14 protein-coding genes and 1 pseudogene are annotated in these 14,645 nt (G+C 49.9%); 11 read left to right on the top strand and 4 right to left on the bottom strand.

Annotation, left to right across the window (positions count from 1 at the left end; all coding sequences use genetic code 11):
• Nucleotides 1–30: 30 nt before the first annotated feature.
• The 11 genes and pseudogenes from A2F46_RS00280 to A2F46_RS00230 all read left to right on the top strand — a co-directional run bounded on the left by A2F46_RS00280 (nt 31) and on the right by A2F46_RS00230 (nt 11,313).
• Nucleotides 31–519 carry a YbhB/YbcL family Raf kinase inhibitor-like protein gene (locus A2F46_RS00280; RefSeq protein WP_066565461.1) on the top strand — a complete coding sequence of 163 codons (489 nt, stop codon included), beginning with the start codon at nt 31–33 and terminating at the stop codon, nt 517–519.
• Between the two features lie 101 nt (nt 520–620).
• Entirely contained in the window at nt 621–2,129 is a 1,509-nt protein-coding gene (gene ppx / locus A2F46_RS00275; protein ID WP_369796292.1) for an exopolyphosphatase, read from the top strand.
• Entirely contained in the window at nt 2,126–3,190 is a 1,065-nt protein-coding gene (gene corA, locus A2F46_RS00270) for a magnesium/cobalt transporter CorA (protein ID WP_066565458.1), read from the top strand. The genes ppx and corA overlap by 4 nt, the downstream gene beginning before the upstream one ends.
• A gap of 60 nt (nt 3,191–3,250) precedes the next feature.
• Nucleotides 3,251–3,739, top strand: a complete 489-nt coding sequence (locus A2F46_RS00265) for an acyl-CoA thioesterase (protein WP_066565456.1) — start codon at nt 3,251–3,253, stop codon at nt 3,737–3,739.
• A 416-nt stretch (nt 3,740–4,155) separates the two neighbouring features.
• Nucleotides 4,156–4,782 (top strand): riboflavin synthase, encoded by a 627-nt coding sequence (locus A2F46_RS00260; protein WP_066565454.1) that lies wholly within the window; start codon nt 4,156–4,158, stop codon nt 4,780–4,782.
• A 155-nt stretch (nt 4,783–4,937) separates the two neighbouring features.
• Entirely contained in the window at nt 4,938–6,026 is a 1,089-nt protein-coding gene (ribBA, locus tag A2F46_RS00255) for a bifunctional 3,4-dihydroxy-2-butanone-4-phosphate synthase/GTP cyclohydrolase II (protein WP_066565453.1), read from the top strand.
• Nucleotides 6,027–6,111: 85 nt separating this feature from the next.
• Nucleotides 6,112–6,996 (top strand): annotated as a pseudogene (locus A2F46_RS00250) (DMT family transporter).
• 142 nt (nt 6,997–7,138) lie between these two features.
• Nucleotides 7,139–7,597: a 6,7-dimethyl-8-ribityllumazine synthase gene (gene ribH, locus A2F46_RS00245; RefSeq protein WP_066565451.1), complete on the top strand. Its 459-nt coding sequence runs from the start codon at nt 7,139–7,141 to the stop codon at nt 7,595–7,597.
• Between the two features lie 25 nt (nt 7,598–7,622).
• A complete protein-coding gene (nusB, locus tag A2F46_RS00240; protein WP_066565449.1) occupies nt 7,623–8,060 on the top strand; it encodes a transcription antitermination factor NusB in 438 nt (145 codons plus the stop codon).
• Between the two features lie 154 nt (nt 8,061–8,214).
• A complete protein-coding gene (ilvD, locus tag A2F46_RS00235) occupies nt 8,215–10,083 on the top strand; it encodes a dihydroxy-acid dehydratase (protein WP_066565447.1) in 1,869 nt (622 codons plus the stop codon).
• Between the two features lie 246 nt (nt 10,084–10,329).
• Complete coding sequence (locus tag A2F46_RS00230) at nt 10,330–11,313, top strand: TraB/GumN family protein (protein ID WP_082783513.1); 984 nt, start codon at nt 10,330–10,332, stop codon at nt 11,311–11,313.
• A gap of 35 nt (nt 11,314–11,348) precedes the next feature.
• On the opposite strand, the gene A2F46_RS00225 is transcribed toward A2F46_RS00230, so the two are convergent.
• From A2F46_RS00225 to A2F46_RS00210, 4 genes are all read right to left on the bottom strand, one after another.
• Complete coding sequence (locus tag A2F46_RS00225; protein WP_066565444.1) at nt 11,349–12,221, bottom strand: phytanoyl-CoA dioxygenase family protein; 873 nt, start codon at nt 12,219–12,221, stop codon at nt 11,349–11,351.
• Between the two features lie 54 nt (nt 12,222–12,275).
• Complete coding sequence (locus A2F46_RS00220; protein WP_197457496.1) at nt 12,276–13,151, bottom strand: ABC transporter substrate-binding protein; 876 nt, start codon at nt 13,149–13,151, stop codon at nt 12,276–12,278.
• Nucleotides 13,152–13,411: 260 nt separating this feature from the next.
• Complete coding sequence (locus tag A2F46_RS00215) at nt 13,412–13,924, bottom strand: single-stranded DNA-binding protein (protein WP_066565443.1); 513 nt, start codon at nt 13,922–13,924, stop codon at nt 13,412–13,414.
• Between the two features lie 101 nt (nt 13,925–14,025).
• Entirely contained in the window at nt 14,026–14,631 is a 606-nt protein-coding gene (locus tag A2F46_RS00210; RefSeq protein ID WP_066565441.1) for a transglycosylase SLT domain-containing protein, read from the bottom strand.
• Nucleotides 14,632–14,645: the final 14 nt, after the last annotated feature.

The following is a 14,645-nucleotide window of genomic DNA, read 5'->3' as shown; positions in this document are numbered from 1 at the left end:
TTATTCATCGTCTTATGAGGAGTCGTCATCATGCCCGATTCAACGTTTACCCTCACCAGCACCGAATTCACAGAAGGCACCAAGCTGGATGCCTCATACCAAGCCGACCACGACAACCAATCTCCTGCATTGGCGTGGCAGCACCCACCCCAAGGCACACAAAGTTTTGCCATCGCCATGCACGATCCTGATGCCCCCACAGGTGGTGCGGGTTGGTGGCATTGGTTGGCCATCAACATTCCAGCGCACGCGACTGCCCTTGCGCGCAATGCAGGTGCCGCAGATGGCTGTGGCATGCCTGCTGGGGTGCGGCAATTGCGCAACGATGGGGGAAGTTTGGGTTACATGGGTTGCTACCCACCCATAGGTGACCCAGCACACCGCTATATATTTACCCTTTACGCACTTGACCTACCCAAGCTGGATTTGGCCGACAATGCCACCACCAGCATGGCTGGATTTATGGTCAACGCTCATTGTTTGGGCAAGGCCAGTTTAACCGCCTATTATGCTCGCTGAGGGTTTTCAGGCCGCTTTCGGGCTGCCTGAAATGGATGAAGCATGACAGCAACCTCAGCCTGCGGTAACATGCCCGCATCTTGATGATAGTCTGCTGATTCATACTCATGACCGCACCCGATATGCTTGCCACCGTCGATTTAGGCTCCAACAGTTTTCGCTTACAAATTTGCCGCCAGCTTAACGGCCAGCTTCAAGTGGTGGATTCCATCAAAGAAATGGTGCGCTTTGCGGCTGGATTAGATGATCAAAAAAACTTGGATGACGCATCGCAGCAGCGTGCTTTGGCCTGCCTTGCTCAATTTGGCCAACGCTTACGCGGCTTTTCCCCCAATCAAGTGCGCACCGTGGCCACCAACACCTTTCGCGTGGCCAAAAACATCACTCAATTCATGCCCAAAGCTGAAGCGGCGCTGGGTTTTCCCATTGAAATTATTGCAGGTCGCGAAGAAGCCCGTTTGATTTACACCGGCGTGGTACACAGCCTGCCGCCCAACGGCGACAAAATGTTGGTCATCGACATTGGCGGCGGTTCCACCGAGTTTGTGATTGGGCGAGATTTGCAACCCGCCATTACCGAAAGCTTGAATTTAGGTTGTGTCACCTATAGCTTGCGCTTTTTCCCCAAAGGCAAAGTCGATGCCAAAAGCTTTCAGGCAGCCGTGAATGCGGCGCGAGCAGAAATTCAGCGCATCAGCAAAGAGTTAAAAAACATCGGTTGGAATTTTGCCGTGGGCACTTCTGGTTCAGCCCGCTCCATCCGCGATGTCATCGAGATGGGTGAAGAGCCTCTAGATGGCATCAATGCGCAACAAATGAGTAAAATTGCCAACCGCATTATCACCGCAGGCAGTGTCAAAAAAGCCAAATTAGCAGGATTGAAGCCCGACCGCATGGAGGTCTTTATTGGCGGTTTAGCCGTCATGACAGCCGCTTTTGCCGAATTGGGTATCAAAGACATGATGGTCACCGATGCGGCTTTGCGCGATGGCGTATTGTACGACATGATAGGCCGTCAATTGGGTGATGACATGCGCAATCAAACTGTGGCTGATTTTCAACAGCGCTACCAAGTAGATGTTGCCCAAGCCACACGCGTGGCAGACTTGGCTGACCAAGCGCTATTGGAATTAACCCAGCACCAAACCATCAATGATATCGCCTTGTGGCGACAATATGTACGCTGGGCCGCAGACCTACATGAAATTGGCATCTCCATTGCCCACACCGGCTACCACAAGCATGCCGCCTACATTTTGGAACAAGCCGACATGCCTGGTTTTTCGCGCAAAGAGCAACATATTTTGGCCACACTGATTCTGGGCCACCGTGGCGACATGCGCAAATTGGCAGAATACATCAGCGAACCCACATTGTGGTTGGCCATGCTGGCCTTGCGTTTGGCTGCCTTGTTTTGTCGCGCCCGTCAGTCTGCACACCTGCCTGCTGGCGCCCATTTACAATACCATGCGAAGCAAAAACAATGTGTGCTGAGCATCAGCGCCCAATGGCTGGTAGACAACCCTTTAACCACCAGCGCCTTGTGGCAGGAATCGGCGCTATGGCACAAAATTGGCCTACAATTACGCATTGAAACCACTCAACCATGACCGCCACCGACACCAATCTCACTGCTGTCAACAACCTGCCTTCGATGGTGGGTCGCAGCAGCACCGAAGACATGCCCAAACAGTCATTGGACATCATGACCTTTAATGGCGATGGCGCCAATCGGCGCAGTTTTTCAGGTGCAGACATCGGCCCAAACAACATTCCTACTTTGCAGCCCGGTGAATTGGCTTGGCTGCATTTTGTGGGCATCGAAGACAATGCCAAGCTTCGCGAATTACTCAAGCCGTTTGGTATCCACGATTTGGTGATTGAGGACATACTGAGCCACAAGCAGCGCCCGAAAATTGAAGATTATGGCCATTATTTGTTTGTCGCCACACGTGTGTTTAGCTATAAAAAACTCAAGCTACAATACAATCAGGTATACCTGATTATCGGGCCGCAATTCGTACTCACCTTTCAAGCCGAACCGCTGGGTTTATTCAGCATCATCCGTAATTACATTCAACAAAACCGTTTCGACATCCGCCACAAGCCGATTGATTTCTTTGCCTATACCTTCATTGACCGCATAGTTGATGATTACTTCGTGGTTTTAGAGCAATTCAATAACCGCGTGGAAAGCCTAGACAAAGAATTGTTTATGGCGGACAACGACAACATTTTGGTACCCATACACCAGCTCAAACGCGATGCCATGCGCCTGCGCCGCGCCCTTTTACCACAGCGAGAAATGCTCCATCAACTGGTACGCGGTGATTTTGAATTTTTCACGGCTGCTACCCACGTGTATTTGCGTGACGTCTATGACCACAGCTTGCAATTAATGGAATCATTAGACGGCTCACGTGACATGGTAATGAGTATGATGGACATCCATTTATCGTATCAATCCAACCGTCTGAATAAACAAATGCGGGTACTCACCGTCATCACCATTTTGTTTATGCCGCTCACCGTGATTACCGGTATTTACGGCATGAATTTTGATTTCATGCCCGAGCTGCATTGGCATTATGGCTATTTCGCGGTTTTAGGCTGCATGGCATTGATTATTGCCAGTTTGTTATTATTTTTTGCCAAAAGACGCTGGCTTTAATAGAGCGCTGTATTTAGGCTGCCTGAAGATTTTTTTAATAACCCACACCCTATCTTTATCATGGAATCAACGCCTTATACCTATACCGATACAGCTCAACATGAACTATCCATGTCGGTGCTGATGACCCCAAATTTTGCCAACTTCAACGGCAACGTACATGGCGGCGATTTGCTGAGACTTTTGGATCAAGTGGCCTACGCGTGCGCCAGTCGTTATTCAGGAGAATACGTGGTGACCTTGTCCGTGGATCAAGTGATTTTTAAAGAAGCCATTCACGTGGGCGAATTGGTCACTTTTAAGGCCATGATCAACCACGTAGGTCGCACGTCTATGGAAGTGGGCATCCGTGTCGAAGCCCAAAACATTCAAAAAAGAACGGTACGCCATACCAACAGTTGCTATTTCAGCATGGTGGCCGTAGGTGCCCACGGTAAACCCGTGCCGGTACCGCCTTTGTGTATTGCCACCGAAGACCAACGCCGCCGTTTTGAAGAGGCCGAGGAACGCAAAGCCTTGCGTTTAAAATCCGTTAGACAAGGCAAATAAACAGCATCGATACTGGCCAAAACCACATCTAAAATTGCCCCAAATGAATGCACGCCATGGCAGTGCGCACTGCCGGTAATCTGACCGCAGATCAGCAATTCGCCAGCATTCACGCTTGAGCGGTATCTACACCAGATAAGGGTGATCCGCCCTTCCCAATTAACAGGCACCTATATCCCTATTTCATTCAAATTACCGTTTAAAACACCACATTTCTTGCACACAGTGCCTGTTATGGTATGTCTGATGTAGAATGACTGCTGAAAAGAAAATCGTTGCTCGGCGGCTGTGACGGTAGTGCCCACTGATGAATCGGTTTTAATGGTCAACGCCATTGGTGCTCAATCATTCGCCAAAACAGAGACCGTGCCAACGTGTTTTTTGCAACCCAACACCATTTTTCAGGAAACGCAGTTATGTTTACCGGCATCGTGCAAGGTTTGGGCACACTGACAGCCATCACCGACAAAACCCATTTTCGTACTCACCGCGTGCGCCTGCCCGCAGAGGCTTTAGCGCATCCACTGGCCGTGGGTGCATCCATTGCCAATAATGGCTGCTGCCTCACGGTAACCACGATTCATCAGGATGAAGTGGATTTCGACTTGATGGCCGAAACCCTCAACACAACCAATTTGGGACAACTGAAGGTGGGCGATGCCGTCAACATCGAACGAGCGGCACACTTTGGTGATGAAATCGGCGGTCACGTGATGAGCGGCCATATTTTCACCACCACCGAAATCACCCGCATAGAAGATAGTCCCAACAATCGCACCGTGTGGTTCAGGCTGCCTGAAAATACACGCCCTTATATCTTAACCAAAGGCTTTGCTGGCTTGAATGGCTGCAGCCTCACCATTGGCGAGGTCACCGATCATGAATTCAATGTGCATTTGATTCCAGAAACGCGCGCCCGAACCCTTTTTGGCCAATGCCAAGTAGGCGACATCATCAACCTAGAATTGGATCCGCAAACTCAGGCGGTGGTAGAGACTGTCATGCGCGTTTTGGCACAATCTAAATCGAAAACCCCATTTTAATATTGAATCATGGCAATGATTTAGCCTATGGTTTGGTAAATCACATCAACACCCAAGGCCTTGTGCTCAAGCAAACCTATGTCTTCGAGCAGGCATAGCTGCTTTAGGGACAAACGCGTACAATATCCACGTTAAAAATAATGAGGTGCGTTATTATGAGTATTGCCACTATTCCTGAAATCATTGCCGACATCAAAGCGGGCAAAATGGTTATCCTCACCGATGCCGAAGACCGAGAAAATGAAGGTGATGTGATTATGGCAGCGCAATTTGTTACCCCCGACGCCATCAACTTCATGATTAAGAATGCCCGTGGCTTGGTGTGTTTACCGATGGACGAACACATTGTTGATCGGCTAAATTTACCGTTAATGACACAGCACAACGGTGCTCAATACGGCACCAATTTTACCGTTTCCATTGAAGCGGCCAATGGCATCACCACCGGCATTTCTGCGGCAGACCGCGCGCTTACCATTCAAACTGCTGTATCCCCTACTGCCAAGGCAGAAGACATCGTACAACCGGGCCACATTTTCCCATTGCGTGCGCAAAAAGGCGGTGTGCTGGTACGCGCAGGCCACACAGAGGCCAGTGTGGATTTAGCCCAATTGGCGGGGCTGATTCCGGCAGCAGTGATATGCGAAATCATCAATGACGATGGGACGATGGCGCGTTTGCCTCAGCTGGAAGTCTTTGCGCAAGAACATGGCATCAAAATCGGTACCATTGCCGCATTGATTGAATACCGTAGCCGCAATGAGAGCCTAATTGAAGAAATGGGCGACACCACCATACACACAACTTGGGGTGATTTCAGGCAGCATGTTTACGTGGACAAACTTTCCGGCGAAACCCACTTAGCCTTGGTGAAAGGCGAACTAAGCCCAGATAAAGAAGTATTGGTGCGCGTTCATGAGCCATTCAGCGTCATGGATTTTTTGATGCCCAACCAACACCACACCTGGCCATTACCCGATGCGTTAAAACGCATTCAAGCAGCCGATGCAGGGGTAATTATTTTGATGCACCGCACCGAAACCGGCGCCACCATGCTGGATCGAACCCTACCCAAAGGCGCGCACCAAGCATGGCAATGGGACAGCAAAACGTATGGCATTGGTGCCCAAATTTTGGCTGGTCTACATGTCAAAAAAATGCGCGTATTGGGTAAACCATCAGCCTTTAATGGCTTGAACGGATTTGGTTTGGAAGTCACTGGCTTTGAAGAACCGGGTGCCTGATTTATACTGAGTATCCAATAATAATTTATCCATTTCCGGCCGCCTGTTTACGGCCGGTTTTGGTGTCTACACAGGATGGTTATCAATGCCGGTTATCACACAAAAATGGGCCGCGCCCGGTTTGGTTTTAGGCTGCGTGATCTTTGGCTTGGGCAGTCTCATCGTCAATTTTGTACCCGTGGGTGCTTTTGCCATTGCTTTCTGGCGTCTACTGATTGCGGGCTTGGTATTTTGGTGGCTCATGCGCCGCTATGGCCAACGCATGCCGCAAAACCGGAAAGCACGGCGCTTTGCTTTACTTTCCGGCGTATTCCTAGGCTTTGATTTGGCTTTTTGGCATGAGAGTATTTATGCGGTGGGCCAGGTATTTCCACTTTACTCAATAGCCTGCAAATTTTTTTTCTGGCCGCCATTGCTTGGTTTTTCTTTGGCGAGCGCCAAAACCGCCTGCAAATTCTGAGTTTGGTTTTGGCCATCGTGGGCGTGGCTTGATTGCCAGCCAGAGTTGCGCCACAACCTCAATGGCGGGTATGGCATTTTTATTGGCTTGGTCTCCGGCGCCATGCTCGCCTCGTCCATGGCCAGCATCCGTCAAGCACATGATGCCGAACCGATCGCTTTATTTCCGTTGATGTTTTTGGTGAGTGTGGGTGGGGCATCCGCACTGCTGGTACCATCCATTTTGGTAGACCATGCCCGCTTCTTCCCCACCACGTGGCAAGATGTGGGTTTGATCTTAATTTATGGCGCTGTGATGCAATGTTTGGCCTGGGGCCTGATTGCCTACGCCATTCCATTGTTATCACTCACCCTCACCGGCTTGTTGTTGCTGAGTGAGCCGGTGGCAGCTTTGCTGATTGATTATTTCTTTCTCGGCAAATCCATCAACCATTGGCAATGGGCAGGCACCGCCTTGACTTTGGCGGCGATTTATCTGGGCTCACTGAAACCATCAACGCGTCCATCTTGAGCATTCTAAAACGGCGCCAAATCAGGTAAAATCAAAACCTTGGCAAGATTCGGCTAGACATCGCTTTCAGGCAGCCTCAAGGCTGCCTGAAGCATCTGGTGCAGCGGGTATAACCCCTACAACACCATACAAGGACAACAACATGAATTTGATAGAACCCAATCACAATGGCAAAGGCTTGCGCATCGGCATCGTTCAGGCGCGATTTACCAATGGCATCGGCAGCCAGCTGTTGAATGCCTGCACCCAACGCTTGCAGGAATTGGGCGTCAAAGACAAACACATCACCGTCGCCACAGTGCCCGGCGCCTTGGAAGTTCCATTGGCACTGCAAAACATGGCTTTAAGCAATCGTTATGATGCGCTGGTGGCGCTGGGCGTGGTGATCCGTGGTGAAACCTACCATTTTGAATTGGTTTCCAATGAAGCTGGCGCTGGCGTATCACGTGTCGGGCTGGATTTTAACATCCCCATTGCCAACGCCATTCTCACTACCGAAGACGAAGCCCAAGCACTGGCGCGTATGCACGTCAAAGGCGCTGAAGCTGCTGTGGTCGCTGTGGAAATGGCGCATTTACTGAATACCGGCTTAACCGCCTGAATCGCTGTATAAGGACAATTCACCCATGATTACCCCACGCCGCCGCGCGCGCCAATTTGTGGTACAAGCGCTGTATCAGGCGCAACTCAATAAAGAAGAATCGGCCAATGCCATTGCCGCCAATATGCGCAGCAATGATTTGTTTGCCAAAGCCGATGATGCCTTATTTACCCAGATTTTTTTCGGCGCATTCAACAACCAACGTGAATACATGCAGCACATTCGCCCACTGCTGGATCGTCATGAAGACGAACTCAGTCCAGTGGAGCGCGCCGTGCTGCTGATGGCTTATTTTGAATTGGCGCAAATGCCAGAAACCCCTTACCCCGTGATCATCAACGAAGCGATTGAGATCACCAAAACCTATGGTGGTACCGACGGCTACAAATTTGTAAACGGCATTTTGGATAAACTGGCCAGCCAATTGCGCCCCAACGACCCCAAACATGCCGCCCAAGCTTAAATTGGGGTATTTAGCCATCACAGGTGACCCCGCTTTCATGTCACTCGGCTGCACGATGATTCAATACAGCAGCAAGGTTTCAGGCAACCTACCCACATGCATATTCAGGCAGCTTGAACACAAAACCGCAAGCGTTTAAAAAAGGAAACACACCATGCCGCAATACCGCTCCAAAACCTCAACCCATGGCCGCAATATGGCCGGCGCACGCGCACTGTGGCGCGCCACCGGTGTACAGGACGGCGATTTTGGCAAACCAATCATCGCCATTGCCAATTCTTTCACTCAATTTGTGCCTGGCCATGTGCATTTGCATGATTTGGGTCAAATGGTGGCACGTGAAATCGAAAAAGCAGGTGGCATTGCCAAAGAATTCAACACCATTGCCGTAGACGATGGCATTGCCATGGGCCATGAAGGCATGCTTTATAGCCTCCCTTCTCGTGATTTAATCGCCGACAGCGTTGAATACATGGTCAATGCCCATTGCGCTGATGCCTTAGTGTGTATTTCCAATTGCGACAAAATCACCCCGGGCATGCTGATGGCCGCTATGCGCTTAAACATCCCCACTATTTTTGTTTCTGGTGGTCCGATGGAAGCCGGAAAAATCATGGGATTGAAAGACGCCTCCGGTCACATCCGTAAGCTCGATTTGATTGATGCCATGATTGAAGCAGGCAATGACAAAGTCAGCGATGAAGAGGTTGCCCAAGTTGAGCGCTCTGCTTGTCCCACTTGCGGTTCCTGCTCAGGAATGTTTACCGCCAATTCCATGAATTGCCTAACCGAAGCTTTAGGCCTATCTTTGCCCGGTAATGGCTCGCTCTTGGCTACCCATGCGCAGCGTAAAGCGTTGTTTTTGGAAGCAGGTCGGCGCATTGTGGATTTGGCACACCGCTATTACGAACAAGACGACGAGCGCGTGTTGCCGCGCAATATTGCCACCAAGCCAGCCTTTATGAACGCCATGAGCCTCGACATTGCCATGGGTGGTTCTACCAATACGGTTTTACATTTATTGGCCGCCGCCACAGAAGCTGGTGTTGATTTCAAAATGGCCGACATTGACCAATTGAGCCGCCATGTCCCTTGTTTGTGTAAAGTGGCCCCAGCAACGCAGAAATACCACATGGAAGATGTCCACCGCGCGGGCGGCGTGATGGGCATTTTGGGTGAGTTAAACCGTGCGGGATTACTGCATACCGACATTCCTACCGTGCATGAAACCACCTTGGCAGAGGCGATTGCCAAGTGGGACATCACCGACCCCGCCAATACCGAGGCACTACATCGCTATCGCGCGGCACCAGGCGGCGTGCGTACCACCGAAGCATTTTCACAAGATAACTATTGGGACAGTCTGGATCTGGATCGTCAGACCGGTTGTATCCGCAATCAAGCCCACGCATATTCTCAGGACGGCGGGTTGGCCGTGCTGTTTGGCAACATCGCTGAGCGCGGTTGTGTCGTCAAAACGGCGGGTGTAGATGACAGCATTCTGACATTTAGCGGTCGCGCTCGTGTATTTGAAAGCCAAGACGCGGCAGTAGAAGCCATTTTGGGTGATCGCATTGTGGCAGGTGATGTGGTGGTGATTCGTTATGAAGGCCCCAAAGGGGGCCCGGGTATGCAAGAAATGCTTTACCCCACCAGCTACCTGAAATCCAAAGGTTTGGGTAAAGCATGTGCCTTGTTAACGGATGGCCGTTTTTCCGGTGGCACATCCGGCTTGTCCATTGGTCACGTTTCTCCCGAAGCAGCCGAGGGCGGCACCATCGGTTTGGTCAATGAAGGCGATACGATTACCATCGATATTCCCAAACGGCGCATTGAATTAAATGTTGACGTTGCCGAATTGGCACGCCGCCGCGAGGAAATGGAAAGTCGTGGCGCCAAAGCATGGAAACCACTTAACCGCAGCCGCCATGTATCGGCTGCGCTGCGTGCCTATGCAGCCATGACCACCAGCGCCGACACCGGCGCCGTTCGAGACGTTAGCCAAGTGGAACGCCACGATTAAAAAGGTGTTCTCTACCTGAAACACCAAATAGGCTGCCTGAAAGATTTCAGGCAGCCTTATCTTTGGCTAAAACCCGATTTTAGGATCAATGTCAATCACTCATCAGCGGCAACAACCTTTGTGATGACTCAATTGCAAAGACTTTTTATAAAGGTCCATACTCGAGAATTGATGCTGGAATCGCTTTAACGTTAACCATGTTAATATCATCCTATTGATATCAACCACACTCCTCACTGATTTGTCATGACCATGCCTACGCTTCGACAGCTCGCACGCCCAACGAACATATTGTGGTTTGCATGGATGCTCTTATTGTGCCGAATCGCCATGGCCGCAGATGTTGATCAAGGCTTTATCTGGCAAATCAACCAACCTGGCCATGAACCCTCCTATCTCATTGGCACCATCCATACCGGCAAAATTGGGCAAACGCTTTCGCCTGTACAACGACACGTGTTGCATGAATCCAAGACATTAATGACCGAAGTTTCGCTTGATGAGCGTCCCAATCTGCGTCATTTATATCATCGCTGGCGCATTCTCTCCGCCATACGCGCGCAACAAAATGTACGCCAAAGTCTGGGTATACACCGGCTCAACCAAATCAATGCCTATTTTTTACACAAAAAAAGCCCAAATCTGCTGTATCCCAATCAAAAAATCACCCCTTGGGCCGTCGCCATGATCGTGATGACCGACTACCATTATCCAGGCTATTCCGCAAAAAACGGCATTGATTACCTGCTCGCCCAAGCTGCACAAGCCAGCAATATCCCCAATTTGGCTCTGGAACACGATGAATGGCTTGCGCCATTCCAACAATTGGATCATGACCGTGCTATCCGTGTCATTGATGCTTATCTGACCCATCGAACCCAGATTCAACAACAAACACCCAAACTAATACAAAAATACCACCAACAAGACAGTGCGTATCTGTATCAAGCCGCATTGAATTGGTCTGATGCCCGATTCTTTACCAAGACAGATCAAGCATTCATGAAAAATTGGATGCACCAAGCTTTATTGGTCAATCGAACCCGACAATGGCTCATCAAAATCCAGCGACAAATCAATCGTGAACCCACTCTCATCGCAGTGGGTGCGGCGCATCTGTATGGCTCCGATGGTTTGATTGCCCTACTGCGTGCGCAAGGCTATGAGGTTCGCCCTTTTGTTTCTCAGCAACAACAATGCCGACCAACCCAAAAACAGCAGGCCACCTGAATACATTCAGGCAGCCTGCGGCGACACCCACAACATCACATCATGGCTGTATCCAAACCCGCTTGCTGAACAAAAAAAGAAGCACCAGCTGGTTTCTGCGGTAATTTCAGGCGATTGGGCGTCATCCGCACCAAACCACTTTCCACCCCAAAGACCAATTGGTTTTCATGCTGGCTGGGCAACGGGTTTTCACACAGCGCCTGAGCATCCTCAGCTTTATAAACGGTGATGAACATATTGCGCGGCAAGGTGGTGGTATTGGGGCCAGAGGCATGCAAAAGCCGAGTATGCATAAAGCACACCGATCCCGCCCGACCCGTGCAAGACATGGGTGCACCACAATATTGTGCAATCACCTCTTCCTCCACCTGGCCTGTAAATCGGCCTTGCTGCCAGTGTGAAAAAAGTGTGCCTCTATGACTGCCGGGTATCACCATCAACGGCCCATTCTCAGTGGAAACATCCGTCAACATCAGTAATGCTGTCACTAGGTCATCATTGGTATGGGGCGTAAAGGGAAAATCTTGATGCCACTTCACTTGCGTGGCCGTATGCGGCAACTTGGCATTGAGCTTACTGTGGTGAAAGCGCATCCCCTTCCCCCCTATCAACTCACCCGCCATTTCGGTCATGCGTGAGTGCATGGCAACCTGAAAATAATGGCCAGAAATCTCGGTAGGAGAACTGATGCGGCGCAAAGAAGGATGGGTGGCACTGTGATCGGATTCGATGTCAAACCGCGCTCGGCCATCTTGGGTTTGGCCCCAAGCCTGCGCGTGGCCTCGGCTTTCCTCAACCCAAGCAGCCAAATCTTCAGTCATCCCAGCCAATTCTTGTGCCGAAACCACATTGGGCACCACCAATACACCTTGTTCATGAAAATCTTGAATCTGTTGTTGTGACAGCATAATTGAGTCCTTAATGATGCCTATACTTATGTTTAATGGGTGTATTGAAATGCTTTATTTCATCACAGCATCAATGTCAGCTTGCGTGGGGATGCTCAAACCATATTGGTCCAATAAAGCTTTGTATTCGCCAGAAGCCTCTGCTTTTTTCAAACCATCCTCCAATTTTTGCCGCATATCGCTGTCACCTTTCCGAATGGCAATGCCGCCCACCACTGGGAAAAATGATTCGGTTGAGGTGATTTTGACTTTATCACCTAATTTTTTAACCGCAGCTTTCATTACCGCTGCATCATCGTATTGCACCTCAACAGCCTTGGCCAAAACAGCTTGGGTGACCTGCGGCGAAGTTTCATATTCGCGAATGGTAATGGCCCCTTTGCCCGCAGCCACGCATGTTTCTTTAGACACCGTTTGCAATTGGGTTACGAAGGCTGTGCCTTTCATGGTTCCCACGGTATGGCCACACAAATCACCGGGACCTTTGGGTGCAAATGTGGCATCCGCTGTAACCAATAAAGATTCATCGGTTTTGTAATAGGGAATCATGTCCACTTTTTGCAAACGCTCTTTGGTGATATACATGGAAGAAAACAAGACATCAAACTTCTTACCATCCAACCCTGGAATCAAATTGGCCCAGCGCGTGTCTTCCCATTTAACGCTGTAACCAATATTTTTGGCTATAGCATTCATGAGTTCAATATCCACGCCTTTGGGTTCATTGTTTTCCATGTATTCATAAGGAGGAAATGTCATGTCAGAACCCACCGTCAACACCTTGCCTGAAGCGGCTTCAGCTTTACTGGCCTCGCTGGCCGGGGTCGATGCAGAAGTTGCTGAATGATTTTGCCCGCAGGCAGCCAATAAAACAGAAACACAGGCAAAACCCATGCCTTGCTTCCATAATGCCATTCCTGATGTGCTCATTGTTGTTCCCTATTGTTTTAGCCTAGATAGATGGTTCACCACCCCCAAAACCCGAGTTCAATGTAGCCCAATTCCAATACTTTGATAATTTTGAAATCATGATGATCCGATAAGGAAAATTTGAAGATAAAGCGAGATAAGTCTGCAATATCGATATGCAATATAAGTATTGATGACCGGCCTGTAAAAGCCATAAAATCATCATAAAAAAAAGAACCCTAATCGGGTTCTTTTTGGCATGTCATAGCTGAATTTGGATATCAAAATGGAATGTCGTCATCAATATCATCAATGGGTGCTGGACTGGGCTTAGGTGCTTGTCGGCGCGGCGCAGCCGGTGGTGCGGCTTGTACAGCAGGAGCAGAAGGAGCTTGGTAACCGCCACTGTTTTGGCTGCCTTGACCATAGTCACCACCTTGCTCATAACCGCTTTGCGCACCATCGCCACGACTGCCTAACATCTTCATTTCACTGCCAATGATGTCTACTGCCGTGCGTTCAACACCATCTTTACCGGTGTATTTTCGGCTCTGAATACGCCCTTCCACAAACACTTGACTGCCTTTTTTCAGGTATTGACCTGCTATTTCGCCGAGCTTGCCAAACAGCGTGATGTTGTGCCATTCGGTGCGTGACTGGCGCTCACCATTGCGGTCTTTCCATTGTTCATCAGTGGCAATAGAAAAATTGCACACGGCATCACCGCTGGGCAAATAGCGCGTTTCCGGATCCCGGCCCAAACGGCCGACCAATATCACTTTATTTACAGACATAATGGCTTTCCAAAAAGAAGCAGGCTGCCTGAACGCAGTCTGTGGAGGAAATTTTAAAATGGGTCAACTTTAACGTGTTCACCCGCTTACCGCAAGCGCCATTAAGCCCAACGCCAACGCCGTTGCCATGCCCCAATCACCGCATCGGAATACACCGAACGGCCCAAGCTGCCGTTGTATCGGGCCAAAGCCCGCGTCATGTTACCGCGTTCAATATTGCGATAATGGCGCAAAATGGTGCAACCATAGCGTAAATTGGTGCGGATATCGAAAAGGTTGTGATTGGGCCGACCAATTTGGCGTACCCAAAATGGCATCACTTGCATCAGGCCACGCGCGCCTACACCGGAAATGGCATATTGGCGGAATCGGCTTTCCACTTCAATCAAACCCAAAATCAACTGTGGGTCCAAACCAGCACGCATCGCTTCGTATTGAATATTGGTGAGCAACCGGGTGCGACCATAACCATCGGGCACGAAGTTGGTCATGCGTGCCGACATGGCATTGAGCCAGCGCTGTGCTTCCGCTTGAGAATTAAACACCAACCGTGGCGGATTCACATTGCCTACGGCATTACGCATCACCGATGCCACATCGTCAGACAACGTTTCTTCTCGCTGTGCACCAGCCATTGCCTGATGTGGCCATAACAAACCCACACCCGCTGCCACACCCATATGCTGTAAAAACACCCTGCGTTTCATTATTTTCTCTGTCC

It is taken from the genome of Snodgrassella sp. CFCC 13594, from assembly GCF_001590725.1.
Classification (GTDB): Bacteria; Pseudomonadota; Gammaproteobacteria; order Burkholderiales; family Neisseriaceae; genus Snodgrassella.
The sequence above is the reverse complement of the archived record's forward strand: the minus strand, read 5'-3'. Positions and strand labels throughout refer to the sequence as shown.